The sequence below is a fragment of the Rhodoferax sp. genome (genome assembly GCF_018780565.1).
Lineage (GTDB): Bacteria > Pseudomonadota > Gammaproteobacteria > Burkholderiales > Burkholderiaceae_C > Rhodoferax.
In genome coordinates this window covers 450,384-476,516 of record NZ_JADMJN010000002.1, presented here as the reverse complement: position 1 = coordinate 476,516, position 26,133 = coordinate 450,384, and the positions used below count along the sequence as shown (strand labels likewise).

The 26,133-nt window shown below is 60.2% G+C and carries 28 protein-coding genes; 8 read left to right on the top strand and 20 right to left on the bottom strand.

Annotated elements, in window-relative coordinates; translation table 11 throughout:
• Window positions 1–84: 84 nt before the first annotated feature.
• Window positions 85–771, top strand: coding sequence for a dienelactone hydrolase family protein (locus tag IV109_RS02705; RefSeq protein ID WP_296691713.1), 687 nt, complete (start codon window positions 85–87; stop codon window positions 769–771).
• The gene (locus tag IV109_RS02700) at window positions 761–2,059 is read left to right on the top strand and encodes an Hsp70 family protein (protein WP_296691712.1); all 1,299 of its coding nucleotides are present in this window, start codon (window positions 761–763) and stop codon (window positions 2,057–2,059) included. Before IV109_RS02705 ends, IV109_RS02700 begins: the two co-directional genes overlap by 11 nt.
• 67 nt (window positions 2,060–2,126) lie before the next feature.
• Here IV109_RS02700 and IV109_RS02695 read toward each other — a convergent pair whose 3' ends face one another.
• Both IV109_RS02695 and IV109_RS02690 read right to left on the bottom strand, forming a co-directional pair.
• Entirely contained in the window at window positions 2,127–2,633 is a 507-nt protein-coding gene (locus IV109_RS02695) for a heme-binding protein (protein ID WP_296691711.1), read from the bottom strand.
• An 18-nt stretch (window positions 2,634–2,651) separates the two neighbouring features.
• A complete protein-coding gene (locus IV109_RS02690; RefSeq protein WP_296691710.1) occupies window positions 2,652–3,233 on the bottom strand; it encodes a hypothetical protein in 582 nt (193 codons plus the stop codon).
• Window positions 3,234–3,393: 160 nt separating this feature from the next.
• On the opposite strand from IV109_RS02690, the gene IV109_RS02685 reads away from it, so the two are divergent.
• From IV109_RS02685 to IV109_RS02675, 3 genes are read left to right on the top strand one after another with little or no spacing between them, the layout of a single operon-like run.
• The gene (locus IV109_RS02685) at window positions 3,394–5,556 is read left to right on the top strand and encodes an FAD-dependent oxidoreductase (protein ID WP_296691708.1); all 2,163 of its coding nucleotides are present in this window, start codon (window positions 3,394–3,396) and stop codon (window positions 5,554–5,556) included.
• 34 nt (window positions 5,557–5,590) lie between these two features.
• The gene (locus tag IV109_RS02680) at window positions 5,591–6,337 is read left to right on the top strand and encodes a DUF3047 domain-containing protein (RefSeq protein WP_296691706.1); all 747 of its coding nucleotides are present in this window, start codon (window positions 5,591–5,593) and stop codon (window positions 6,335–6,337) included.
• Complete coding sequence (locus IV109_RS02675) at window positions 6,334–7,458, top strand: FAD-dependent oxidoreductase (RefSeq protein WP_296691703.1); 1,125 nt, start codon at window positions 6,334–6,336, stop codon at window positions 7,456–7,458. Before IV109_RS02680 ends, IV109_RS02675 begins: the two co-directional genes overlap by 4 nt.
• 3 nt (window positions 7,459–7,461) lie before the next feature.
• Here IV109_RS02675 and selD read toward each other — a convergent pair whose 3' ends face one another.
• From selD to IV109_RS02645, 6 genes are all read right to left on the bottom strand, one after another.
• On the bottom strand, window positions 7,462–8,565 hold the full coding sequence (selD, locus tag IV109_RS02670; protein WP_296691701.1) for a selenide, water dikinase SelD: 1,104 nt from the start codon (window positions 8,563–8,565) through the stop codon (window positions 7,462–7,464).
• A gap of 42 nt (window positions 8,566–8,607) precedes the next feature.
• Window positions 8,608–9,567: a selenoneine biosynthesis selenosugar synthase SenB gene (gene senB / locus IV109_RS02665; RefSeq protein ID WP_296691699.1), complete on the bottom strand. Its 960-nt coding sequence runs from the start codon at window positions 9,565–9,567 to the stop codon at window positions 8,608–8,610.
• A 49-nt stretch (window positions 9,568–9,616) separates the two neighbouring features.
• The gene (locus IV109_RS02660) at window positions 9,617–11,077 is read right to left on the bottom strand and encodes an NAD(P)/FAD-dependent oxidoreductase (RefSeq protein ID WP_296691697.1); all 1,461 of its coding nucleotides are present in this window, start codon (window positions 11,075–11,077) and stop codon (window positions 9,617–9,619) included.
• 24 nt (window positions 11,078–11,101) lie between these two features.
• Entirely contained in the window at window positions 11,102–12,106 is a 1,005-nt protein-coding gene (gene egtD, locus IV109_RS02655) for an L-histidine N(alpha)-methyltransferase (protein ID WP_296691695.1), read from the bottom strand.
• Window positions 12,107–12,204: 98 nt separating this feature from the next.
• A complete protein-coding gene (locus IV109_RS02650) occupies window positions 12,205–13,017 on the bottom strand; it encodes an amidohydrolase family protein (RefSeq protein WP_296691694.1) in 813 nt (270 codons plus the stop codon).
• A complete protein-coding gene (locus IV109_RS02645) occupies window positions 13,014–13,637 on the bottom strand; it encodes a TetR/AcrR family transcriptional regulator (protein ID WP_296691693.1) in 624 nt (207 codons plus the stop codon). Before IV109_RS02645 ends, IV109_RS02650 begins: the two co-directional genes overlap by 4 nt.
• 156 nt (window positions 13,638–13,793) lie before the next feature.
• Between IV109_RS02645 and rpoH the strand changes: the two genes are divergently transcribed.
• Window positions 13,794–14,735 (top strand): RNA polymerase sigma factor RpoH, encoded by a 942-nt coding sequence (rpoH, locus tag IV109_RS02640; RefSeq protein WP_296691691.1) that lies wholly within the window; start codon window positions 13,794–13,796, stop codon window positions 14,733–14,735.
• A gap of 135 nt (window positions 14,736–14,870) precedes the next feature.
• A complete protein-coding gene (locus IV109_RS02635; RefSeq protein ID WP_296691689.1) occupies window positions 14,871–15,863 on the top strand; it encodes a tripartite tricarboxylate transporter substrate binding protein in 993 nt (330 codons plus the stop codon).
• A gap of 46 nt (window positions 15,864–15,909) precedes the next feature.
• Here the strand turns inward: IV109_RS02635 and IV109_RS02630 are convergent, their stop codons facing one another.
• From IV109_RS02630 to IV109_RS02605, 6 genes are read right to left on the bottom strand one after another with little or no spacing between them, the layout of a single operon-like run.
• Window positions 15,910–16,725 carry a DNA alkylation repair protein gene (locus IV109_RS02630; protein ID WP_296691686.1) on the bottom strand — a complete coding sequence of 272 codons (816 nt, stop codon included), beginning with the start codon at window positions 16,723–16,725 and terminating at the stop codon, window positions 15,910–15,912.
• 5 nt (window positions 16,726–16,730) lie between these two features.
• Window positions 16,731–17,336 (bottom strand): SCO family protein, encoded by a 606-nt coding sequence (locus IV109_RS02625; RefSeq protein ID WP_296691685.1) that lies wholly within the window; start codon window positions 17,334–17,336, stop codon window positions 16,731–16,733.
• 11 nt (window positions 17,337–17,347) lie between these two features.
• Window positions 17,348–18,244: a heme o synthase gene (gene cyoE / locus IV109_RS02620; protein ID WP_296691683.1), complete on the bottom strand. Its 897-nt coding sequence runs from the start codon at window positions 18,242–18,244 to the stop codon at window positions 17,348–17,350.
• Entirely contained in the window at window positions 18,241–19,413 is a 1,173-nt protein-coding gene (locus IV109_RS02615; protein WP_296691679.1) for a heme A synthase, read from the bottom strand. Before IV109_RS02615 ends, cyoE begins: the two co-directional genes overlap by 4 nt.
• Window positions 19,414–19,424: 11 nt before the next feature.
• Window positions 19,425–20,084: a hypothetical protein gene (locus IV109_RS02610; RefSeq protein ID WP_366834220.1), complete on the bottom strand. Its 660-nt coding sequence runs from the start codon at window positions 20,082–20,084 to the stop codon at window positions 19,425–19,427.
• 40 nt (window positions 20,085–20,124) lie between these two features.
• The gene (locus IV109_RS02605; RefSeq protein ID WP_296691673.1) at window positions 20,125–20,847 is read right to left on the bottom strand and encodes an SURF1 family protein; all 723 of its coding nucleotides are present in this window, start codon (window positions 20,845–20,847) and stop codon (window positions 20,125–20,127) included.
• A 15-nt stretch (window positions 20,848–20,862) separates the two neighbouring features.
• Here IV109_RS02605 and IV109_RS02600 point away from each other — a divergent pair, with 15 nt between their 5' ends.
• On the top strand, window positions 20,863–21,084 hold the full coding sequence (locus IV109_RS02600) for a twin transmembrane helix small protein (RefSeq protein WP_296691671.1): 222 nt from the start codon (window positions 20,863–20,865) through the stop codon (window positions 21,082–21,084).
• 76 nt (window positions 21,085–21,160) lie between these two features.
• On the opposite strand, the gene IV109_RS02595 is transcribed toward IV109_RS02600, so the two are convergent.
• Genes IV109_RS02595 through coxB form a run of 6 tightly spaced genes read right to left on the bottom strand, consistent with a single transcriptional unit; the run spans window position 21,161 to window position 25,902 of the window.
• Complete coding sequence (locus IV109_RS02595) at window positions 21,161–22,042, bottom strand: cytochrome c oxidase subunit 3 (RefSeq protein ID WP_296691669.1); 882 nt, start codon at window positions 22,040–22,042, stop codon at window positions 21,161–21,163.
• A 55-nt stretch (window positions 22,043–22,097) separates the two neighbouring features.
• Window positions 22,098–22,319: a DUF2970 domain-containing protein gene (locus IV109_RS02590; RefSeq protein WP_296691667.1), complete on the bottom strand. Its 222-nt coding sequence runs from the start codon at window positions 22,317–22,319 to the stop codon at window positions 22,098–22,100.
• Window positions 22,316–22,915, bottom strand: coding sequence for a cytochrome c oxidase assembly protein (locus tag IV109_RS02585; protein ID WP_296691666.1), 600 nt, complete (start codon window positions 22,913–22,915; stop codon window positions 22,316–22,318). The genes IV109_RS02590 and IV109_RS02585 overlap by 4 nt, the downstream gene beginning before the upstream one ends.
• 3 nt (window positions 22,916–22,918) lie before the next feature.
• Window positions 22,919–23,029 carry a cytochrome oxidase small assembly protein gene (locus IV109_RS02580; protein ID WP_296691664.1) on the bottom strand — a complete coding sequence of 37 codons (111 nt, stop codon included), beginning with the start codon at window positions 23,027–23,029 and terminating at the stop codon, window positions 22,919–22,921.
• Between the two features lie 9 nt (window positions 23,030–23,038).
• Window positions 23,039–24,676, bottom strand: coding sequence for a cytochrome c oxidase subunit I (ctaD, locus tag IV109_RS02575; protein WP_296691661.1), 1,638 nt, complete (start codon window positions 24,674–24,676; stop codon window positions 23,039–23,041).
• Between the two features lie 41 nt (window positions 24,677–24,717).
• Window positions 24,718–25,902 (bottom strand): cytochrome c oxidase subunit II, encoded by a 1,185-nt coding sequence (gene coxB / locus IV109_RS02570; protein ID WP_296692499.1) that lies wholly within the window; start codon window positions 25,900–25,902, stop codon window positions 24,718–24,720.
• Window positions 25,903–26,133: the final 231 nt, after the last annotated feature.

The following is a 26,133-nucleotide window of genomic DNA, read 5'->3' as shown; positions in this document are numbered from 1 at the left end:
GCTTCGCATCGCTGGCAAGACTCGGGGTTGGGCCTATTGGCCTGTGCTGTGGGCTGGCGATCTCATTTTGTACACTTCTGCGCCATGAACACCCTGTTGCCTCATATTGAAATTGAAAGCGCTCCCCAACCGACTGCGGCTGTCATCTGGCTGCATGGCCTGGGGGCTGACGGCAACGACTTTGCAGCCCTGGTTCCCGAACTGGATTTGCACGCTTGCCCTCCGATACGTTTTATTTTTCCCCATGCACCCAGCATTCCGGTCAGCCTCAATGGCGGCTATGTCATGCCCGCCTGGTACGACATTCTGGGCACCGACCTGATTAGCCGCCAGGACGCCGCAGGGATTCAAAAATCAGAGCAGGCCATCATCGCGCTGATTGAAAACGAAATAGCCCGCGGCATTGCGCCGTCGCGCATCGTGCTGGCTGGTTTTTCACAGGGTTGCGCGATGGCCTTGCACACGGGACTTCGCTTGCCTTATCAGCTTGCCGGCATCATCGCACTGTCTGGCTATTTGCCGCTGGTAGACCGATTCATCGACGAGCGCCACACGGCCAATGCAAGCACGCCGGTCTTCATGGCCCACGGCACCATGGACCCGGTGGTGGTGTTGGCCCGGGGTGAAAGCTCGCGCGACGCACTGCTGGCACAGGGTCATGCGGTGTACTGGCACACCTACCCCATGCAGCACAGCGTTCATCCACGGGAGATAGCGGACATTTCTGCCTTTTTGACGCACGTGCTGGGAGCCTCCACCAGTGCAGCCTAGGGTCAGTGACGCGCCCGCGAATGAAGTCACCCTGGGCATCGACTTTGGTACATCCAACTCCGCCGCTGCGCTGATCGACCGCGACGGCAAGTTGCAGGTGATTGCGCTGGACGACAGCCGCCCGGAAATGCCGACCGCGCTATTTTTCGCCAGCGAAACGCATACCGTCGCCTTCGGCTCGCAGGCCATGCAAGCCTACCTGTCCAGCACCGAAGGCCGGCTATTGCGCTCGCTCAAGAGCCTGCTGGGCAGTCGGTTGATGGACGAGTACACGGTGGTCAACAACCAGTCCATCCGATTCTTCGACATCGTGGTGCTGTTCTTCAAGGAGCTCAAACGCCGCTGTGAGATCCATGTGGGCCACTCCATTGAGCGCGCCATGCTGGGGCGCCCGGTCCACTTTGTGGATGACAACCCTGAACGTGATGCACTCGCACAAGACACCCTGGCCCGCGCCGCCCGGGAGGCCGGATTCACCCACATCAGCTTTCAGCTTGAACCCATTGCCGCTGCGTTTGACTACGAGCAGAGAATTGCAACGGAGACCACGGCCCTTGTCGTGGATATCGGCGGTGGCACCTCTGATTTCACGGTTATCCGCCTGAACCCCGAGCGCAGCCGTGACGCTGATCGCAGTGGCGACATCCTGGCGACGACCGGCGTGCACATTGGCGGCACCGATTTTGACCGCCTGCTTGACCTGTCCACCGTGATGCCCCTGCTGGGCTACAAACACATCGGCACCGGTGGACGCCCGGTGCCCAACAGCATCTTTTTTGATCTCTCCACCTGGCATCTGATCCACCAGACCACGACACGCAAGGCCCTGCACTTTGCCCGTGAACTGTGGACCGACTATGTCGACCAGACCTTGCATGCGCGGCTGATGGAGGTGATTGAAGAGCACCACGGACACCGTATTCTGGCGGGCGTGGAAGTGGCCAAAATCGCCTGCTCGGTCTCTGGTGAAAGCGCTGTCGTCAACCTGGACTTCCTGAGTACGCCCGCTTCAGCGTCACTGGACGCCAGCATCACAGCGCCGGGCATGCGCGAAGCCCTGAGCCAGCCCGTCGCCCAGGTTGTTGCCTGCGCCCTGCAGTGCATAGAGGCATCCGGACTTGCGAGCGTGGATGTGATGTACCTGACCGGCGGCTCTTCTGCGCTGCAGCCACTGGTCGAAGCACTGCAAGCCGCTTTGCCAGGGACAGCCCTGTTGCATGGCGACCGCTTTGGTGGCGTCGCCGCGGGTCTGGCCTATGCCGGTTTTCTGGTGCCGAGCGATCCCTGATCAGGCTCCCCGCCAGGTATCAGCCGCCGACTTGGGCCGCCATTGTTGTGGCCCCAAGCCACGAACCTCAGAATTCGACGTCGTCGCGAATGCTGACAATGCCGGCTTTGGCACAGGCCTCGTCCATCTCGCCCGTGGGCGCCCCGGACACGCCAATGCCGCCAAGCACAGTCCCGGCAGCCTGGACCGTCACCCCGCCACCTGCGCCCACAAAGCGCGGTACATGACGAATACCGGAACTGGGCTGGCCAGCCTCGGTGGCCCGGGCCAGTTCCAGCGTATCGGTGCGAAAACTCACTGCAGTCCATGCCTTGTTGGTGGCCGTGTCAGGCGTGTGCGCGCCAGCAAAACGGTCACGCAACATGACCTGCGCCACGCCACCGCGGTCCACCACAGCCACCGCCACCTGAAAACCCCGCTTGCGGCAATCCTGCAATGCTGCAGAGGCAGCCTTCAGTGCCGTCTCAGGTGTAAGCAAGCGCACGGTATGGGTGCCACTTGCTGATTGCGCCAGCACGGGCAGACTGCTTGCCAACAGGCCAGCAACGATGGCAGACGACAGGGCGGACTTCATGGTGCAACTCCTTCAGATTTACTTGGCGGGGGTTTTGGCAGGTGGGTTCGCCACCTTGCCGGCGGCGGCCGTCGGTGCAGGCAGGCCCAGCCGCTTGACGATGACTTGTTCCAGCGCCTTGATTTTCGGATCCATCGCACTCTGGGTGTCTGCGACGAGCTTGTCTACCAGTGACTTCTGCATCTCGCCACTCATTTGAGTGAATTTGCGATTCACGGGCGATTCGATGATGGCGATAAGTTGCTTGAGCTCTTCCTCGCTGAACTTTTCTTCCAGCATGACACCGATGGTGGACGGTGCGAGCTTGACCGCCCGCTCGCGCACCAGCGGAACGGCCTCTTCCACGTATTTTTTGACATCGGCCTGAATCTCTTTGCCAATGGCCTCTCGCTTCTCCGCGGCAACGCGGGTTTGCAAAGCCAGACCCGCCTGTTGCATCAGCATGGCCGCCGGGCGTTCAGCCAGGGCGCGCGCAGCCATTTCGATGGCCGGCTGCTGCAGTTGCAGAACCTTGGCAACCAGTTCCCTTTTGGCAGCCGAGGTCTCGGCGTGTGCCAGGCCGGCCAGCGCCAGCAGGGCTACGGTCATAAATTTTCTCATCGCAATTTCTCCCAGACAATAGACTCAATCCGGTCAGCCAGAAGTGGCCGTCGGCACTTGGCGCATTATCCCCCTGCTGTATGGCAGCCCTTGACAATCCACAACGATGGAGCTGGCGGTCGAACTGTAAGAAAACCAGCCTCGGTACCTACTATCCCCTATGAACACGAAAAAAATCAGCGTCTTACTGATGCTGTCCGCATTGGTGGCCGCCTACTTTGCCTTCGACCTGGGCCGGTTCCTGAGCCTGGACTATCTCAAAAGCAGCCAGACAGCATTCGAAAACCTTTATGCACAACAGCCGCTGCAGATAGTGGCCGCCTACTTTGCGCTCTATGTGCTCGTCACGGCCCTGTCGTTTCCGGGCGCGGTGATTCTGACGCTGGCCGGCGGCGCCATCTTCGGCCTGTGGTGGGGCACCCTGATTGTGTCCTTCGCGTCCAGCGTGGGCGCCACACTGGCATTTCTGGCATCTCGATTTGTGCTGCGCGACAGCGTCGAGGCCCGCTTGGGTCAGCGCCTGGCGGAGTTCAACCGGGGTGTTGAAAAGGAAGGTGCTTTCTACCTGTTCACCCTGCGACTGGTCCCGCTGGTGCCCTTCTTCGTCATCAACCTGCTGATGGGTCTGACCAAGATGAAGGCGGCCACCTTCTACTGGGTCAGCCAGCTCGGCATGCTGGCCGGCACTGCGGTGTATGTGAATGCAGGCACGCAATTAGCTCAGCTGGATTCTCTCAAGGGCATTTTGAGCCCGGCGCTGCTGGGGTCCTTCGTCCTGTTGGGCGTATTCCCCCTGCTGGCCCGCAAGATCGTGGATGGCCTCAAAAGCCGCCAGGTCTATGCCCGCTGGCGCCATCTCAAACCCCGGCAATTTGATCGCAATCTGGTGGTCATCGGTGGCGGCGCGGCCGGTCTGGTGTCGGCCTATATTGCGGCCGTGGTGAAGGCGAAGGTGACGCTGGTTGAGGCGCACAAAATGGGGGGCGACTGTCTGAACTACGGCTGCGTACCCAGCAAGGCGCTGATCAAGAGTGCCAAGTTGGCCAACCAGATGAAGCACGCCAGCCAGTACGGCCTGTCAGACACCCTTGCCACATTCAGCTTCAAGGCAGTGATGCAACGTATTCACGAGGTGATCGCCGCCATCGAACCCCACGACAGCATCGAGCGCTATACCGGTCTGGGTGTGGAAGTCCTGCAAGGTTACGCCAAAATTGTGAATCCATGGACCGTGGAAATCACGCTGAACAACGGCAGCAAGCAGCTTCTGACCACCCGCGCCATCGTGATTGCGGCAGGTGCACGCCCCTTCGTGCCACCGCTGCCGGGCATGGACGAGGTCGGCTATGTCACCAGCGATACCCTGTGGGACGAGTTTGCAAAACTGGACGAAGTGCCCCGGCGAATGGTCGTTCTGGGAGGCGGCCCGATTGGGTGCGAGCTGGCGCAAAGCTTTGCGCGGCTGGGGGCACAAGTCACGCAAGTGGAAATGGCGCCACGCATCCTGATTCGTGAAGATGAGGACGTCTCCGCTTTGGCGCAGGCCTCGCTGGCACGTGATGGCGTCACAGTGCTGACCGGACACAAGGCCTTGCGTTGCGAGAAATCCGGCGCAACGAAAGCGATCTTTGTGGAACACGAAGGCAAGGAAATCCGCATCGAATTCGACACGCTGTTGTGCGCCGTGGGTCGCGTGGCACGACTCACAGGCTACGGCCTGGAAGAACTGGGGATTGCCACCGAACGCACCGTGCCGACCAACGAGTACCTGCAAACCATTTTCCCCAACATCTATGCCGCCGGCGACGTGGCCGGTCCCTACCAGTTCACCCACGTGGCTGCGCATCAGGCCTGGTATGTGGCGGTGAATGCGCTGTTTGGCGACCTCAGGAAATTCAAGGCCGACTATTCGGTGATTCCCTGGGCCACCTTCATTGACCCCGAGGTAGCGCGTGTGGGCCTCAACGAGCAGGAGGCCAAGGAAAAAGGCATTGCCTATGAACTCACCACATACCATCTGGATGATCTGGACCGCGCGATTGCCGACAGCGACACCGAAGGCTTTGTGAAGGTGCTCACAGCCCCGGGCAAAGACCGGATTCTGGGCGTCACCATGGTCGGTACGCACGCAGGCGATTTGCTGGCCGAGTATGTTCTGGCCATGAAACATGGCCTGGGCCTGAACAAAATTCTGGGCACCATCCACACCTACCCCACACGGGCCGAAGCCAACAAGTACGCCGCCGGCGAATGGAAACGTGCGCACCAGCCTGGCAAGCTGCTGGAATGGGTGGGCAAATACCACGACTGGCGGCGCGGCTAAAGTAGGGCCTGTTCATGTTTGCTGGCCTCCTTCAATGAAACCCTCTCATCTTGTCAACGCGGCTTGCGGCCTGCTGCTGGCAGCCTTGTGCAATCTGGCCCCTGCCCAGGTGCTGCAGCCGCTCGCCGTGGCGGCCAGTGACAAGCCCGGACAACCCTGGCGCGTGGTGGGTCTGCCCAAAGCCGGCAAGGCACCCACCCGCTTCGACATCGTGCCCCTGGATGGTTTGCGTGTGCTGCGCATCACCGCCGACAACGCCTATGCCAACCTGATCCATGAACTGCCCGCCCTGGCGGTTTCACCCGGCACCCTGCTGCGCTGGCGCTGGCGGCTGGACCAGGGGCTGCCTCTGGCCGATCTGCAGCGCAAAAGCGGTGACGATGTGCCACTCAAAGTCTGCGCCCTGTTTGATATGCCGCTGGCCAGACTGGGGCTTGCCGAACGCAGCCTGTTGCGCCTGGCGCGCAGTGTCAGCACCGAGTTCCTGCCCAGCGCCACCCTGTGCTATGTGTGGGACCAAAAGCTGCCAGAAGGCACAGAGTTGCCCAACGCCTATACCCGTCGGGTTCGCTACATCGTGGTGAATTCCGGCACGGTTCAGCTCAAGCAATGGGTATCCCATGAACGCAACCTGGCCGCTGATTTTCTGAAGGCCTTTGGCCACGAATCCGATGGCCTGGTACCACCGCTGGTCGCGATCCTGATCGGCGCAGACTCTGACACCACGGACGGCTCCAGCCTGGCCTACGCCAGTGACCTGGCGCTGACACCCGGCCCATGACATTGCCCACACACACTGCCCCACACCTTGTCTTGCTGGGGGCGGGCCATGCCCATGTGCACGTCCTGTCGACACTCGCTGCCCAGCCTTTACCGGGCGTTCATATCACCCTGATTGCCCCCTACCCGCGCCAGCTTTACTCGGGCATGGTGCCCGGCTTCGTGGCAGGCCACTATGCGCTGGATGACTGCGTGATCCCGCTGGAGCCCCTGCTGGAAAACACCGGCATCCGCTGGCTGGCCCGCAGCGCCACCGGACTCGACGCCAACACATGCTGTCTCACACTGGACGACGGCAGCGAGCTTCAGTACGACTGGCTCTCGGTGAACACCGGCCCGGTGCAGGACCGCCAGCGCATTGAAGCCGCGCTGCCCGGTGCCCGCGAGCATGGCCTGTTCGTGCGCCCGATTGAAACCTTGGGTGCCCTGTGGCCGCGCGTTGCCGAGATGGCCAGCACCCGCGCGCTGCGGGTGGCCATCATTGGCGGTGGCGCGGCCGGTATTGAACTGGCCATGGCAATACGCCATCGGCTGCCCACTGCGTCAGTCACCCTCATCACAGGCGGCGACAAAGTGGGGGCCAGCTACCCGTCGGGCGTTCAGCAACGCGTGAGCCGGGCACTGAAACGCCGCAACGTCACGGTACTGCCCGACGTGGCTGCGAGCATCCAATCCGGCGAAGTGGTGTTGGGCAGCGGTGCGCGGCTGGCCTGCGATGTGCCCATCATCGCCACGGGTGCACAAGCGCCGGCCTGGCTGGCAGGCAGTGGCCTGGCGCTGGATGAACAGGGTTTCATTGCGGTGGATGCATGCCAGCGTTCCACCAACCACGCCAATGTGTTCGCGGCAGGGGACGTCAGCAGCCGAGTCGACCAGACACTGGCGCGCAGCGGTGTCTACGCGGTACGGGCCGGACCGGCACTGGCAAAGAACCTGGCCGCCGCCACGACTGGCATGGAACCCACCCCGCACATGCCGCCGGCCAACACCTTGAACTTGCTGTCCTGTGGCGACCACTACGCCATCGCCAGTTGGGGGCCGTACTCAGCGCAAGGTCGCTGGGTGTGGTGGCTCAAGGACTGGATCGATCGATCGTTTATCAAGCGCTATCAAAAGGCCTGAGCCTCAGCGCAGCACCAGCCGGCCGGCACCCGTACTGGCCGTGATCTCGCCGATTTCAGCAGCCGCATCAAAACCATGCTGTTTGAAGATTTGCAACACGGCAGGCACGGCCTCGGGAGCGCATGACACCAGCAAACCACCACTGGTTTGCGGATCGCTCAACAGGGCGCGGTCCACTTCGGCAAAGTTCGCAGGCAGGGCAATGTCATGCCCATAGCCGGCCCAGTTGCGCCCTGATGCGCCGGTGACCATGCCCTGGGAGGCCAGAGCCCGCACCCCGCTGAGCAAAGGCACTCGGGCCCAGTCGATTTGAACGGTGCAGTTGGCACCGCGCGCCAGTTCCAGGGCATGGCCAGCCAGTCCAAAACCAGTGACATCGGTCAGGGCGTGCACGCCATCGAGCGCCGCCAGTTCGGGGCCGGGGGTATTCAATTTGGTCGTTACGGCAATCATCTGCGCGTAGCCCGCAGCATCGAGTTGTTCTTTCTTCAGCGCCGCCGACAGAATGCCCACGCCCAACGGCTTGCCCAGAATCAGCTTGTCTCCCACTTTGGCATCGGCATTGCGCTTGACGCGGCTGGGGTGCACCAGGCCCAGAGCCACCAGGCCATAAATCGGTTCCACCGAGTCGATGGTGTGGCCACCAGCGATCGGGATGCCGGCGGCACGGCACACCGAGGCGCCCCCTTCGAGAATCTTGGCAATGGTCTCGGTCGACAGCACATTGATCGGCATGCCGACCAGCGCCAGCGCCAGAATCGGCTTGCCGCCCATGGCATAGACATCGGAGATCGCGTTGGTGGCGGCAATGCGGCCAAAGTCAAACGGATCGTCCACGATGGGCATGAAGAAGTCGGTGGTGGCTATCAGTGCCTGCTCGTCGTTGAGCTTGTACACAGCGGCATCGTCCGCCGTCTCGATGCCCACCATCAGTTCCTTCGGCATGGGCATGGCAGTGATGCCCTTGAGAATTTCCGACAGCACACCGGGCGCGATCTTGCAGCCGCAGCCACCACCGTGGGACAAGCTGGTCAGGCGTGGCTGGGGCACGGCCTGAGTAGCCTGGGTAGTGGGTGCAGCGACGGAAGGTGTATTGGTATTGCTCATGAGGTTGTCCATAGGTTTCGTTTGACCATTATCTTGCTGCGGCTACGCAGCTGCCAGTGCACTGACCAGCTCGCGCAGCAGGGCCTGTTCACGCCGGGGTTCAAACAGATGCGAGCGCGCCTCACACTGACGGCGCAACAGGGATAAAAACCCGGCATCGTCGCAGCAGCGCTGAAGCAGGGCAGCCAGCGCCACATCATCGCCCAAAGCAAAATACCCTGCGTAGTCAGGGCCCAACATGCCCACATTGCCATCGATACGCGAGGCCAGCACCGCCGTGCCGCACTGCACCGCCTCCAGAATCACGTGAGCGCCGCCTTCCATCTTGCTGGCGTGCACCAGCACATGGGCACGCTGGATGCGGCTTAGCGCCTGGTTGTGCGGCAGGCCACCCAGCCAACGGTAGCGGGTGTAACTGGCCGCGGCTTGCGCGGCCGCCTGCCCCAACGCGGGCTCCAGCGCGTCGCCAATATGGTCCAGGTGGATGTCCGGCCGGGAGACCAGCCGGGCCGCCGCACGCAGGTATGTCAGGGGATCTTTTTCATCGCGCAAATGGCCCACCATCACCGCGCGCAGGTGGCGACTGGTTTTGGTCAGCGGCACACGCCGGGGCGTCGACTGGAAAATCACGCGCGCTTTGGGGCGAAGCGCTGCGGGCAAAGCGTCCGGCCCGCATTCCTGCAAAACGACCAGCTGGCCGGCTGCTTGCAGGGCGGCCTGGGCAGACGCGTCGGTTTGAATATCCCGGTAAAGATCTGTGCCCGTCAGCACCACGGCCACATGGTCTGCACCTTGGGCCTGTGCAAAGGCCAAAGCCGACGGCGCCGACTTGCGTGCGTGCAGGGCCAGCATGACATCGGCATGCTCGCCTTGCCACTGGCTGGCAATGCTGGTGCGAAACACCGGGCGCAGCATGCGCGACCAGCGCCAGGCGGTTTGCCAGTTGCCGTTGTTCGCCTCGGCCAGCGCCGGACTGATGATCAGAACATGTGGTGATTTCACAAAAAATATGCCCTTAGCCCCCGTATATATTTCCTTGGTAGCTATTATTTCAGGAGCAACTGGACAGCACCAGGGTGCCATCCTCGATGGCGCCGTAGCGCAGGGTCATGATGTCGCGCGCATAGTTCTGATGCAGCCGCCAGGGCTTTTTGTTGCCCTGCGTCGGAAACTTGTCCAGTGAACGCTGGATATACCCCGAACTGAAGTCAACCCAGTTTTCCTGCTGGACGCTGGCGTCGAGCAGGCGCGGCGTGCACTGCGTCATGCCACGCTTGCTCATGCGCTTGAGCAAGCGGCAGACAAACTCGCAGGTCAGGTCGCCCTTCAGAGTCCAGGAGGCATTGGTGTACCCGATCACATAGGCGAAGTTGGGCACGCCCGCCAGCATCATGCCCTTGTAGCTCATGGTCTTGGGCATGACCACCGGCTTGTCATCCACCACCAGCTCAATACCGCCAACGGCGACCAGGTCCAGGCCGGTGGCAGTGACAACCAGGTCGGCCTCCAGCGTCTGGCCCGAGCGCAGTTGGATACCAGCTTCGGTGAAGGTCTCGATCTGGTCCGTTACCACCGAGGCACGACCCTTGCGAATGGCCGTGAACAGGTCCGCGTCAGGCACCAGGCACACGCGCTGATCCCAGGGCTTGTAGCTGGGCGTGAAATGCTTTTGCACATCGAAATCCGGGCCCAGGGCGTGTCGCACGCCATTGATCATCAGCTGCTTGACGCGCTCGGGCTTGCGCTTGGCCAGGCGAAAAAAGAACATGCCCATCAGCACATTTTTCCAGCGCGTGATGCCATAAGCCAAGTGCGCGGGCAGGTGGCGATTGAGCCAGTTGGCCAGCACATCCTGCGCCGGGCGTGCCACCACATAGGTGGGCGAGCGCTGCAGCATCGTCACATGGGCTGCCGTTTCTGCCATGGAGGGCACCAGGGTCACGGCCGTGGCACCGCTGCCAATGATCACCACACGCTTGTTGGCGTAGTCGATATCCGGCGTCCATTTCTGCGGGTGCACGATGCGCCCGGCAAAGCGTTCGACGCCGGGGAAGTCCGGTGTGTAGCCCTGCGCGTAGTTGTAGTAGCCGCCGCAGACGAACAGAAAATTGCAGGTGATCTGCACCGACTCAGCGCCAGGCCCCTTCTCGACCTGCACCGTCCAGTGGGACTCGGTGCTTGACCAGGATGCACGCTTCACACGGTGCCCGTAGCGGATGTGCCGCTCCAGGTCATGGTCATGTGCGGTATCGCGAATGTACTTGAGAATGGACGGTCCGTCGGCAATCGCCTTGGCTGCCGTCCACGGGCGAAAGGAATAGCCCAGTGTGTACATGTCCGAATCGGAGCGCACGCCCGGGTAACGAAACAGATCCCAGGTACCGCCCAGGTCATCGCGCCCTTCCAGAATGGCAAAGCCCCGCTCGGGGCAGTGCTTGCTGAGGTGAACGGCGGCGCCGATACCCGAGAGGCCAGCGCCCACAATCAGCACGTCAATATGTTCCACCGTCATGTCAATACCGCCCTGGATGAATCGTCAATTTTTTGCATTGTCTCGTCCTTGTGCTTGTCCGCCAGCCTGTGAATTGGCTGCGTCTTGCGCGAGAAACACTGCGAACCAATCCTGCGTATCGCGCCATTGGCGCACCGAAGAAAAACCCGCTTCACGCAGCAGGGCTTCAAACTGCTGCGGGGTGTATTTATACGAATTTTCAGTGTGGATGCTTTCACCGCGCATGAAGCGGCGCTGCGCCCCGGGCCAGCGCACCATCACGTCCTGCACAGCGTCAAGATGCATCTCGATGCGGGCTTTCTCCACGCTGTAAAGCGCACGGTGGCGCCAATGCCTCACATCAAAATCACTGCCCAGCAGATGGTTGATGTGCAGCAGCATGTTGAGATTGAAGGCTGAAGTCACGCCCAGCGCATCATCGTAAGCCGGCTCCAGCACAGTGAGCGGCTTCACCAGATCGACACCAATCAACAAGCCGCCGCCCTGGCTCGCCTGACGAACCTGCCGCAGGAATGCGAGCGCCTCGGCGGGGGTGAAATTGCCGATGCTCGATCCAGGGTAAAACACCAGCCGCGGGCCCTCGCCGGTTTCTGACGGCAGCCTCAGTTGACTCGAGAAATCGATGCCCACCCCCACCATGTCCAGACCCGGATGCTCACGCTGAAGGCACTGCAGGGCTTTCTGCAAAAACGACACCGAAATATCCACTGCCACATAGCGCGAAGGACTCAACACCTCAAACAGGCGGGCCGCCTTTTCGCAGTTGCCCGCACCCAGGTCCACCAGGGTCATACCCGCTGGAATGAAGGTGGCCATGTCAGACGCATGCCGCGCGAAGATGGCCGCCTCGGTACGGGTGGGGTAGTACTCCGCCAACTCGGTGATGGCGGCAAACAGCCGGGAGCCGAGTGCGTCGTACAGGTACTTGGGATGGGTGAATGGAGCGCTGGCCAGCAAACCTGCAGCCAACTCGGCACGCACACTCGCTTCATCGTGCTGATGCAGTTGTACAAAGCGGGGGGATCGCATCGAGGGGGGAGCCTGGGTCATACGCAGTCAGTCTGGTTAAACATGGCGCCCCGGCATGACGGGGAGGATTCGAGTCTACCCGCAGATCGTCTTCAGACTCATCCCTGTAAATTGAACACCCGCTGCGCATTGCCGCCCAGAAACAGCGCCTTGGCCGCATCATCCAGACCCAGCTTCTCCAGCCCTTCCAGTGCTTTTTGCGGCGTGATCATCGGGTAGTTGGTGCCAAACAGAACCTTGCGCTTGCCGTGCGACTTCATGAAGGCCACCAGCTCAGGCGGGTAGCGACCCACCGTGTAGGCCGAGGTGTCGATGTAGACGTTTTCATGCTTGGTGGCCACCGCAATGGCTTCATCGGTCCGCGGGTAGCCGATGTGCCCGGCGACGATCACCAGTTCCGGAAAGTCCAGCGCCACCTGATCCAGATAGACCGGGCGGCCCGGCTCCGAAGGCATCAGCGGGCCTGTGTGGCCGATCTGGGTGCAAAACGGCACGCCCAGTTCGCAGCAGGCGGCGTACACCGGGTAAAAGCGTCGATCCGTCGGGGGCAACTCCCACAGCCAGGGCAGGATGCGAATGGCCTTGAATCCCAAGACCTCCACACAGCGCCGTATCTCACGCACCGCCGACATCGGCCTGGAGAGGTCCGCCGAGCCCACACCCACCAGCCGCCCGTGCGACTGCGCCACAAAATCGGCCACCTCATCGTTGGAAATCATCACATGGTGCGGGGCGATCCAGGCGCTGCTGAGCATCTTGTCCACCCCGCCCTGGTCCATGGCAGCCAGCGTGCTGGCCACCGGCAAAGCGTGAGTGGGCACATCTGCCTTGGTCCAGCGCCGCAACGAGTCAAAGATGGGGTCCTGGCTGTGGCGCAAAGTTGGGTGCTGGCCCCAGGCGTCGATGATCATGATGGGATTCCTTCCGTGGTGGGTGTGACAAGAACAAGCGCGCGAACAGCGCAGGTCACAAGCTCCTGGGCAAATTCACGCGGGTCGGTGGCTTCGCTGTCAGCCAGCCAGATGCGGCACAGCATTTGCGCTGGACCGATGAGCTGGCTGAAAAACAAAAGGTCGGGCATGGCCACAAGCTGGCCCGCGGCCACCAGCGGTGCCCGCCATACGTGGATGCCATGGCGCAGCGCCTCGTTGCTCTGGCGCTGCTGGGGGCGGATGTGAACCAGCCAGTCGGCGCGCGCCTGCTCGAACAAGAGCCGCGACCAGGGGCGTTGGGTCACGACCCAGTTCAAATGGGCGGTGATCAGTGCCTGCACACCGTGGGCAGCCCCTGGCCCGCCATGGAGGGCTGCCAGCAAGGCGTCGTGGTAACGGGTCAGGGCATCCACGAACAAGGCGGCACCCAAGGCCTCCTTGGATGCAAAGGCGTGAAAAAAACTGCCATTGGACACACCACTGGCGCGGCAGATGGAGGCGACCGTGGCGCGCTCAAACCCCTGTGCCTCAAACACTGCCAAAGCGGCTGTCATCAGGGCATCGCGGGTCGTCTGGGTCTGAGCAGGGGCGTGTATCATGCCAAAATTAGATTGTTACTCTAGAGTGGAATTCTACGGGATTTGAACTTGCCGTGTCAAATATCAAATATCTCTATCACCACAATTGAACTTTCGCTTTAGCACTCCATCGAAGAGAGTGCTAATATTCAAAATATGACAACAAGGAGTTCTGGTATGTCTTATCAAACTGGAGTTTCAGGTGCTGCGTTGACGGTAGGCAATCCGTGGTCGCTGGTACCTTCATTGGGCAATCTGGATGCCTATATCTCGGCAGCCAATCGTTTGCCCATGCTCACGCTGGAGGAAGAGCAGGAGTTCTCGCGCAAGTTCAGGCTGGACAATGACCTGGATGCCGCGGGCAAGCTGGTGCTCTCCCACCTGCGTCTGGTGGTATCCATCTCGCGCCAGTACCTGGGCTACGGTTTGCCGCACGGCGATCTGATCCAGGAAGGTAACGTTGGCCTCATGAAGGCCGTCAAACGCTTCGACCCGGATCAGGGCGTGCGCTTGGTGAGCTATGCCATGCATTGGATCAAGGCCGAGATTCACGAGTACATCCTGAAGAACTGGCGCATGGTCAAGGTGGCGACCACCAAGGCCCAGCGCAAGCTGTTCTTTAACCTGCGCTCGATGAAACAGCGCTACAAGTCCGATGACGCAGCCGCCGATACCGGCACCCACCGCGAAACCCTGAACGAGGAGCAGATTGACGCGATGGCGCGTGAGCTCAAGGTCAAGCGCGAAGAAGTGATCGAGATGGAAACCCGGCTTTCCGGCGGCGACGTGCTGCTGGACCCCAGCCCCTCTGATGACGGTGAAGATGCCTTTGGCCCCATTGCCTACCTGACCGATACCCGCCATGAGCCTACGGCCATGATCGAAGCCCACCAGCGCGACGTGCTGGCCAGCGACGGCATTGCCACGGCACTGGAAGCGCTGGACCCGCGCAGCCGCCGTATCGTGGAAGAGCGCTGGCTCAAGGTCAACGACGACAACTCAGGCGGCATGACGCTGCACGATTTGGCAGCCGAGTACGGTGTGAGCGCCGAGCGTATTCGCCAGATCGAAGTGGCGGCCATGAAGAAGATGAAGAAGACGCTGGCCGAATACGCCTGATGTAACGGGTTCGAAAAAGCGCACGGTACCCAAGCCTCCGACGGTGATGACCTCGGAGGCTTTTTTATGCGGGACAATCAGAAGCACTTACGCACGCGCACTTCGGTTGGCGTGCTCCAACTGCCCCATCCCGTCATGCCACGCCATCCGCTGCCAATAGCTACACTAATCATAGCAATATGCCTAATATCTACGAGGGCATACAGCCAAACCAGCACCAGGTCTGCGCCCACTTGGCCCACGCACCCACTGCGCATCGTGGTCGGGTTTCCGGGCGGCTCTTCGCCGGACCTGGTGGCGCGCACGTTGGCCGAACCCCTGTCCAAAGCACTGGGGCAACCCGTGCTGGTGGACAACCGGCCCGGTGCCAGCGGCAACATCGCCGCCGATGTGGTGGCCAAGGCCACTGACGGACACACCATCGGGATCATGATCAACGGCAACCTGACGATTGCCAAGCTGCTCAACCCCAAAACACCGTTTGACCCAGCGCGCGACTTCCAGCCCATCAGCCTGATCGCCACGGCACCGTTGGTGCTGGCGGCCCCTGCGGGCGCACCGGGCAACAACGCCAACGAGTTCCTGCGAGCGGGACAACAAGCGGGCGATCACTGGAGCTATGGCACACCGGGGGTGGGCACCATGGCGCACATCGGCATGGAACTCTTGATGGCGCAAACCCAACTGCGCGCGGTGCATGTGCCCTACCCTGGCAACCCGCAGGTCATCACTGCCATGATGGGTGGCCAGCTGCAGCTGGCGCTGCTGCCCCCGGGCCTGGCCACGGCGCAAGTGCGCGCTGGCAAACTCAAGGCCCTGGGCCTGAGCTCTGCTGGCCGCAGTGCCCTGGCGCCCAACATCCCGAGTTTGGCTGAGGGCGGCGTCAAGAATTTTCAATTGGAGATCTGGAACGCAGCAGCGGCACCGGCTGCCATGCCGGCGGCCCATGTGCAAAGACTGTCAGCCCTGCTCAGCGAAATCGCCCGCTCGCCCGACATTCGTCAAAAGCTCTTTCAGCAAGGCTGGCAGGTCGCCGGAACCTCGGCTGAGGGGCTAGCGACCCGCATCAAGGAGGACACGCGCGTGCTCGGCGGCGTGATTGCACAGCGTGGCATCAAGGTGGAATAGTCAATAGATCGGCACCACGCCTCAGTCGCAACTTATTAACCAGCTATTATTTCGATAGCGTCCGCAGGGCCCGCTGAACAATGTAGCGCGTCTGCGGCAAATCCGATTCGTCGCGCCAGCGCTCGCACAGCTGGCTCACCCAGGCGGCTTGCGACTTGCTGGCATCGTTGAGCCAGTTGGCCACCGAGTTCTGCACATAGCGGCTGGGGTCTGCGCGCAGCGGCTCCAGTAAGCCCACAGCACGCCAGGGCTCCTGCTTGAGGGCCTCTATCTGCGCGCACCACACGCCGCGCGGGCGGGTGGCTTCGCTGGCAAAGCGGCGTATGTTCGCATCACCGTCCCGCACCCAAGGCTGCAGCAGTGCCAAGCCGGGGTCCAGCGCGGCCACCAGGTCATCGCGCACGGCCATCCAGGCGATCTCACGCACACCAAAGTGGCGGTCTGCCGCAAAGCGCCGCACCGCGTGCAGCTTGTCGGGCAAATTCAAGCCCGAGAACATGAGCCATTGCGCGGCCCAGCAGCGGGCCACATCGCTGGTGTGGCTGGCCAAGCGGTGGGCCACGGCGTCGCGCTGCGGGTGCTCGGCCGTCATGTCGTACAAGGCACGGGCCACGTGCAAATGGCGCTTCATCGGCTTGAAGGCATCCAGCATGGCCAGGGTATCGCTCAGGCGTTCATGCCGGTCGTCGAGTCCAACCTGGGCCGCCACGCTGCGGGCCAGGTGCGCCAGGTCGATGGCCAAAAACTCGTTGAGGTTAACGGTTTCGATCAAACCCTCATTCAGCGCATCCAGCACCGCAGGCGGAATCAGCGCGATGCGCGCCGCGCCCTTGCGCCCCAGCAGCGACTGGATGTGGTTCATCCCTATCAGGGGTTCAGCAAAAGCTTGATGTCCGCAGCCAGCGCCTGCGGGCCGGTGCCATAGCGGGTGTACAGGCGCAGCTTGCCCTGGGTGTCATACACATAGCTGCCGGCCGAGTGGTCCATGGTGTAACTGGTGGGGGTTTTGCCCTCCACCTTTTTGAAGTACACCTTGTATTCCTTGGCCAGTGCTTCCAGCTTATCGGGCGTACCGTACAGGGCCAGAAACGTGGGGTCAAAGTTGCCCATGTAAGCTTTCAGAACCTCAGGCGTATCGCGCTGGGGGTCCACCGTGACGAACAATCCCTGCAGACGCTCACCCTCCTTGCCCAGCAGCTTCTTGACCTCGGCCAGTTCGCTCATGGAGGTGGGGCACACATCAGGGCATTGGGTGTAGCCAAAGAACAGCACGACCACCTTGCCCGCGAAGTCCTTGATACTGCGCGCTTGGCCGTTGTGGTCGGTCAGGGCAAAGTCGCGGGCATAGTCGGCCCCTGTGAGGTCGATGCTGGCGAAACCCGGCTTCTTTTCAGAGCAGGCAGAAATAGCGCCCAAAGCCAGCGCCGTCATTGCACCAGCAGCTATAAATTGAAGAGCATTTCGTTTGTTCATGAGCGTCCTGGTCACAGTGCGTAGTGGTCCACCAGCAAGGCGGCAAACAGCACGCTGAGGTGAATGAGCGAGAAGCGAAAGGTCTTGCGCGCCAGCTCATCCGAGTAGTTGCGCCACAGCCGGAAGGCATACAGGCAAAACCCGAAACTCAAGCCCAGCGCGGCAATGAGGTAGATCCAGGAACTCATGCCGTAGATGTAGGGCATCAGGCACACGGCAAACAGGATGAAGGTGTACAGCAGGACCATCAAGCGGGTGAATTCATTGCCATGCGTAACGGGCAGCATGGGCAGGCCAGCCTTGCGATAGTCTTCCACACGGTACAGCGCCAGGGCCCAGAAATGCGGCGGGGTCCACAGGAAAATGATCAAAAACAGGATCAGGGCTTCGGGGCCCACATTGCCCGCCATGGCCGCCCATCCCAGCACGGGCGGCATGGCGCCCGAGGCGCCGCCAATCACGATGTTTTGTGGCGTGAGGGGTTTGAGAATCACGGTGTAAACCACCGCATAACCCACAAACGTGGCAAAGGTCAACCACATGGTCAGCGGGTTAACCCACAGGTACAGCAGCGCCGAGCCGGTCGCGCACAGCACGGCGGAGAACAGCAGGGTCTGGCGGTCGCCGAGTTCGCCTTGGGCCGTAGGACGCCAGGCAGTGCGTTTCATTTTGGCATCGATGCCTTTTTCGACAATGCAGTTGAAAGCTGCCGCCGCACCGGCGACCAGCCAGATGCCCGCACACGCTATCAGCCCGAGACGCACCTCGGCCCAGGTGGGCACGCCGGGAACTGCCAGCACCATGCCGATGAGCGCACAGAACACAATCAGTTGGACCACGCGCGGCTTGGTCAGGGCATAGAACTGCCGCAACACGGACAGCGGAGCAGGGGACAAGTTGGCACTCATGCGGGGAGTCTCGATTCAGGGGATTCAGGGACAGGTGAAGCCGGATTGGCGGTCCGAGTGCGGCTTGCGGCCAGAGCCCAGGTGATGACCATCACCAGCGCGCCTGCGCCGCCGGTATGCAAGACAGCAGCCACCAAAGGCCAATCCAGCACCACGTTACTCAAGCCGGTCATGAGTTGCAAACTGATCAGCACGGCCATCCAGCGCGACTGGGTGCGCAGCGCCGGCACACGGTTCAGTCGCCAGGCCAGCAGGCCCAGCAGGGCCAGAACAAGGAATGCCATCAGGCGATGCACATAGTGAATCGCCGTCAATGCCGCAAAACCAATGTGTTCGCCTGCCTTGGTGAGCCCCAACTCGCGCCAGATCTCAAAGCCTTGCGAGAAATCCATCAGCGGCCACCAGCTGCCCTGACAGGTCGGAAAATCAGTACAGGCCAGTACCGCATAGTTGGTGCTGACCCAGCCACCCAGGGCAAGCTGCAGCCCGAGCAAAGCGGCAGACAGCCATAGCAGCCATCGCAAACCCGGCGTCACAGCGGTCGGGGCCACACCGCTCTCCAACTGCATGGCGCGTACGACTTGCAAGCAGAGCAGCGCCAGCAAGACCAGGCCACCCAGCAGATGCAGCGTGACGATGGCGGGAAACAGCTTCATGGTGACCGTCAAGGCGCCAAAAGCACCTTGAACGCACACCCACACCAAAGTCAAGGTAGGCAACCAGGGACCTGGGGCATTGCGCTTGCTCCCCCGGCCTTGCGTCCTGGTGCTCATCCAGGCCGCCACCGTCAGCACCAAAATCAGCACGCCAACACTGGTCGCCAAATAGCGGTGAATCATTTCAACCCAGGCCTTGCCGTGGGTCACCGGACCCGTCGGCATGGCGGTTTGCGCTGCCGCGATGTGGTCGCTGGCGCCCATCGGACTGGCATTGCCATAGCAACCCGGCCAGTCGGGGCATCCCAGGCCCGAGTCCGTCAAGCGGGTAAAAGCACCAAACAGGACCAGATCGAAAGTCAGAAACAGCGTCAAGAGAGTGAGGGCCTGCAGGCGACGCAGCGGTGTGGCGTGGCGGTTGCGCAGCCAGATCCAGCCCAGGGGCCCAAGGGCCAGCAGCAGGCCCACCAGCATCATGCGCACCAGTGGCGAAAGATCGTAGAGAGATGCCATGATCGCCGATCCTATTTGCCGGCGTCTGCCGACACGGCCCGCCCGGCCTTGTCCCACGAGGCCGAGGCGCGCAACAGCCGCTCCAGATCCCGTTTGACCTTGGCGGCACTGGAAATATCCAGGTTCGGGGGGAATCGCATCATCCAATTGCCCATAGGGTCCACCAGGTACAGATGATCGGCAAGTTGCTGGCCACTGGCAGGCACCAGCCAATCGGACAAGCCACGCAGGGGAACGCGCAGTACCGTCGCCTCTTTCAGCACGGGCAGCAATTTGTCAGGCACCGGGGTATCGTCTGAAATCAACCAGACCCAATCGACACGGTCCTTCTCCTTGCCCAGACTCTCGCGCAACTGACGCTGCAGGTAGAGGTTGCGGCTGCAACTCTCGTTGCACTCGCCGCCCGCCACGCTCAACAAAAGCCACTGGCCATGAAGCGCCTTCAGGTTGCCAGCCTGGGAACTCAGGTTCACGCCCGCCAGATCAGGCAGAGGGCGCTGCTCGCTGATCAATTCGCCAAAGTTGCGCCTCCCCTCCGGCCGCACCACGTAATAGGTGAAGTAGGACGCCACGATGGGCGCCAGACAGACCAGGAAGAGCAACAGCATTTTCCAGCGGCCACTGCCCGTGCGCCGGGCGAGATCCTGCGCAACACCTTGCGGGTTCGGCATCGAATGAACGGTTAAACCCAAAGGCTGGTCGGAAGAAGCGTCAGGCACGCCGCGGGTAGATGAATCGTCTAACAATTTGAAACCAGACATAAAGGATTGCGATCAGACCACTGAGTCCGAACCATTGGAAAGCATAACCATAATTCTTGTCGACACCCAGGTTGGCAAGCGGCCACTCACGCAGCAAACCCTCACTGGGCATGCCGATTTGCTTCACCACCACAGGAGGCAAGGACAAACCGGTTTCTGCGCGAAAATGCGCCAGGTCGAGATTTTGCCGGATCAGCCCACGTTCCGGGCCACCAAGCTCGTATAACTTGGATGGCGGCGGGGCAATGCGCCCCTGAATGTCGACCAGGGCGGTCGATGTTTCAATGGTTGGCACACTGGCGCGATCAACAAAATTCCGGGCCACCCAGCCGCGCTGGACCAGGATCACACCGCTCCCCCCCTCTAGCTGCAGGGGGGTCATCACATACAGACCCACCTTGCCGTTCATCAGACGATTGTCCAGAAAAATAGTCCACTGCGGCATCCAGTGACCGCGCAAGCTGACGCCACGGTGGAGCTCAGAGGTCGGATCAGATCGTGCGCCAAGCGCCGGGCCATCAAGCCGGGGCATGGCCGCCTTGGCGTCGATGTCCGCCTGCACAGCCTCCTTCTGGGCCGCACGCGACAATTGCCAGCACCCCAAGGCAGACGTCACAGCGATGGACAACAAAGCCGCCACCGTGATCAACCAGAACTTCCAGCGTGAAGTCACGAGATAATCCGTTCCATGAAGTATTTGGTCATTCTTGCATTTATCGCCATCATTGGCAGTTTGGGCACCGCTTTGTTTTTCATGCTGCGGCGCAATCCTGACGGGAATTCAGGAAGCAACAAAATGGCATGGGCATTGGCGATGCGGGTTGGCATCTCGATTCTTCTTTTTGCCTGTGTCCTGCTGGCCTGGAAACTGGGTTACATCCAACCAACCGGAATCGCGCCAGGACAGTGAGCATCAGATCAACCCCAGCAATCAAAAAGGCACCGCTTGCGGTGCCTTTTTTTTTGGGGGGGGGTAGTTTGACCGCTTACATCCAGTAAACCAGGATGTACAAACCGAGCCACACCACGTCCACAAAGTGCCAATACCAGGCAGCACCTTCAAAGCCGAAATGGCGCTCAGCGGTGAAATGACCCTTTTGCAGGCGCAGAGTAATAAACAGCAGCATCAACATACCCACGAACACGTGGAAACCGTGGAAGCCGGTCAGCATGAAAAAGGTCGAACCAAAAATGCCTGAAGTCAGCTTCAGGTTGTAAGCGGTGTAAGCATGGTAATACTCGTATCCCTGCACGCCCAGAAAGGTCACGCCCAACAGCACGGTCAGCCACATGAACGCAATCGTCTTGCCCCGATTGCCGCCGATCAGTGCATGGTGCGCAATGGTCAGTGTGACGCCGGATGTCAACAGCAAAGCCGTATTGATGGTGGGCAACCAGAAGGGGCCCATGGTCGTGAAGGGTTCCACGATGCCGGCAGGTGATCCGGTCACACCGGCCGCGACACTGGGCCATACCGCCTTGAAATCAGGCCAGAGCAAGGCGTTGTCCAGGCTACCGAGAGCAGGCACCGAATGGGCTCGCGCCCACCACAGGGCTGTGAAAAATGCGCCGAAGAACATCACTTCCGAAAAAATGAACCAGCTCATGCTCCAACGGTAAGAAATGTCGATCTTGTGACCGTACTGACCACTCTCGCTCTCGCCGACCGACTCGCTGAACCACTGGAACAGCACGACCAAAAACCACAACATGCCAAAGGCAAGCAGATACTTGCCCCAGTCCGAACCATTGATCCATTGCCCGGCGCCAAAAAAGACGCACAGCAGACCAAATGAGGCCAATACAGGATGCCGCGACGGATTGGGCACAAAGTAGTGCGGGGTTGTACCGTGTGTTGTTGAACTCATTTCAGCTTCATTCCTTCCAGTTCTCATCAATCTATTTCAGGTGCACAAAGGGGCCTTATTTGGCCACAACCCAGTTCACCAGCACTATCAAACCAACTACAAAAATAACGGCTCCGGCAATGCCCACTGCAATGATATGAAATGGGTTGACCCGGGCCATGTCAGCCTGGGATTCACTGCCTTTTCTGATTCCAAAAAACGACCAGCCCACCATCTGGATGCTACGCAGGAACGAAGATCCCACGTGCTCAGGACCCTTGGCGTCATCTTTATTCAAGCACCTGCTCCCGTCACACCACGCCCCTGGACATTGGCCACAGGTGCGGGCGGCGTCTTGCCACCCACTTCAAAGAATGTGTACGACAGCGTGATCGTCTTCACATCCTTGGACAACTTGGGATCGATCACAAAAACCACCGGCCAGGACTTTTTCTCGCCGGCCTCCAGCGTGTACTGGTTAAAGCAAAAACACTCCAGCTTGTTGAAGTGTGTACTCGCCTGCTGTGGCGCATAGCTCGGGATCGCCTGTGCAGACATCCGCCGGTTCTGTACGTTTTGAAACTCATACATCACCGTCGCCAGCTCGCCAGGATGAACCTGAAGCGATCGTTGGGCTGGCTTGAATTCCCAGGGTCCGCGCGAGTTGGCGTCAAACTCCACAGTGATGGTCCGACTGGTGTCAACCTGGGTATTGGCAGGCAAGGTGGCCGTGGCACCGGGGATATTGCGATCCCCCAATGCCAGCACATTGATACCCGTCATCTCGCAGATCGCCTTGTAAATCGGCACCAGTGCATACCCGAACGCGAACATCCCCGCCGCTACAACGACCAGTTTGCCCACCATTCGGATATTTTCGCGCCGCAGATCCATGCTCTACCTGCTCAGCACTGCCATTTTGACCATAAATCCAACAAAAAATACCAAAACCACCGATGCCAGGATCAGTCCGGTTTTCAGGTTGGATTTCTTTTGTTCAGGTGTCATGTTCAACAATCAGCCAATGACCTTGGTCGCGGTCGCATCCAGCTTGGGCGGTGTTTCAAAGGTATGGAACGGCGCGGGGGACGCAACTTCCCACTCCAGGCCTTCAGCACCGGCGCCATCGGCATCGTTCCAAGGACGCTGAGGAGCCTTCTCACCCTTGCCGCGCATGGCAGGCAACACAATGAACAGGAAGAAGTAGACCTGAGCAAAACCGAAGAAGAAGGCACCAACAGAGGCCACCAGGTTGAAGTCGGCGAACTGCATCGGATAGTCAGCGTAGCGACGTGGCATGCCGGCCAATCCCAGGAAATGCATGGGGAAGAAGGTGACATTGAACGCAATCATCGACCACCAGAAGTGAATCTGGCCCCGTGTCTCGCTGAACATCACACCGGTCCACTTGGGTGCCCAGTAGTAGTAGCCCGAGAACATGGCAAACAGCGAACCCGCCACCAGCACATAGTGGAAGTGCGCCACGATGTAGTAGGTATCCTGCAACTGGATGTCAATGGGAGCCATGGCAGGAATCAGGCCGGTAAATCCACCGATGGTGAACACGAAGATGAAACCCACAGCAAACAGCATGGGGGTTTCGAAGGTCATGGACCCCTGCCACATGGTGGCGATCCAGTTGAAGATCTTCACAGCCGTGGGCACGGCGATCAGCATCGTTGCATACATGAAGAACAGCTGCCCTGTCACCGGCATACCGGTGGTGAACATGTGGTGCGCCCAAACGATGAAGCTCAAAATCGCAATCGAAGATGTCGCATACACCATGGAGGCGTAGCCGAACAGCTTCTTGCGGGCAAAGGCGGGAACTACCTGGCTGATGATGCCGAAGGCCGGCAAAATCATGATGTACACCTCAGGGTGACCGAAGAACCAGAAAATGTGCTGAAACATGACCGGGTCACCGCCACCGGCCGGATTGAAGAAGCTGGTACCAAAATGACGATCTGTCAGCGTCATGGTGATAGCGCCAGCCAAGACGGGCATCACGGCGATCAGCAGGTAAGCGGTAATGAGCCAAGTCCAGCAGAACATGGGCATTTTCATCAGCGTCATGCCAGGTGCGCGCATGTTCAGAATCGTCACGATGATGTTGATCGAGCCCATGATGGAACTTGCACCCATGATGTGCAGCGCAAAAATACCGGCGTCCATGCTGGGACCCATCTGCAGGGTCAATGGTGCATAAAAGGTCCAGCCAGCTGCGGGGGCACCGCCTGGCATGAAGAAAGAACCCGCCACCATCAAACCGGCAGGAATCAGCAGCCAGAAGCTGAAGTTGTTCATGCGGGCAAAGGCCATGTCGGCAGCGCCGATTTGCAAGGGGATCATCCAGTTCGCAAAACCGACGAAGGCCGGCATGATGGCGCCGAACACCATGATCACGCCATGCATGGTCGTGAGCTGGTTGAACAGCTCAGGATTGACGATCTGCAGGCCCGGCTGAAACAGCTCGGCACGAATAATCAGGGCCAGCACACCGCCCAGCATCAACATCGTGAAGGCAAACAACAAATACAAGGTACCAATGTCCTTGTGATTGGTTGCAAACACCCAACGGCGCCAACCTGTGGGCGCATGATGATCGTGGTGATCGTCGTGGGCATGATCGTGATGGTCTAGAACGGCACTCATCCGGATTTCCTTCTCAATACTTGTATTCGGGGTAGCGACGCTTATTTGCGCGCTGCAGTAATGTCAGCCGGCTGAACCAATTGACCGGTCTTGTTGGACCAGCTGTTCTTGGTATACGTGATCACAGCGGCGATTTCAGTGTCGCTGAGCTGCTTCCAGGCGGGCATGGCACCATTGTTCTGACCGTTCAGCAGCACCGCGATCTGTTTGCCTTTGTCAGCATCCAGAACAACAGCGGCACCGTCCAGCGGCTTGATCGGGCCAGCGCCCTTGCCGCTGGCCTGGTGGCAAGCGGCGCAGTTGGCAGCGTAGACTTTCTCACCACGCTTGATGATGTCCTCTGCCGTCCAGACCTTGGTTGGATCATCCGCCTTGGCAGCCAGCTTCTTCTTTTCACCAGCAACCCACTGAGAGTAGTCCTCAGCGGAAACCACCTTCACGTGGATCGGCATGTAAGCATGCTCTTTGCCGCACAACTCGGCACATTGACCATAGTAATCGCCGATTTTTTCAGCGCGGAACCAGGTGTCACGCACAAAACCGGGAATCGCATCCTGTTTGACGCCAAAGGAAGGCACCATCCAGGCATGAATCACGTCCGTAGCGGTTGTGATGATGCGGACTTTCTTGTTCACGGGAACTACCAAAGCGTTATCCACCTTGAGCAGGTAGTCCTTGACGTCCTCTCCCTTTTTGGGACCGCCGTTGTCGGACATGGCCCGTTGGGTGCTATCCAGGGAAGCAATGAAGCCAATGCCTTCGCCTTCGCCCTTGATGTAGTCGTAACCCCACTTCCACTGCATGCCGGTCGCCTTGATGGTGAGGTCCGCATTGGTGGTGTCCTTCATTGCAACAACAACCTTGGTCGCTGGCAACGCCATCAGAATCACGATGATGAAGGGGACGATGGTCCAGATGATTTCCACCAGCACCGACTCATGGAAGTTAGCTGCCTTGTGGCCAGCCGACTTGCGGTGTTTCCAGATGGAATAGAACATCACGGCGAAAACCGCCACGAAGATCACCGAGCAAAGAATCAGCATCATCCAGTGAAGCCAGGCCTGCTCTTCGGCGATCTTGGTGACCGGTGGGTGCAGATTCAGCTGGTTGACGGCTGGTCCACCGGGTAGATCACTGACTGCGTGCGCCGCTGTAAAAGCGACGCTGCCAGCCCAAGCGCTTGCTGCCAGCAGCGAGGCCGCCAATTTGTTGAGAATGCTCTTCATCATGTTCACTTCTTCATTGCCTCAAATTAACCCAATTTGACCCGACAACCGGGCGTGCGCTCACGCACCCCGCAGTGCCATCCGAATTTCTATTGCCAGTACAGGGCGCCCATTCCGGTTTGGCCAAATGACCCGCGATGACTGGACACGCAAGCGCCCACACCTCAACCAACAACCGTTCACCTAAACTGTAGCCGGGGATTGTAGCCCACGCTCTGCGGTGGTTCTGGC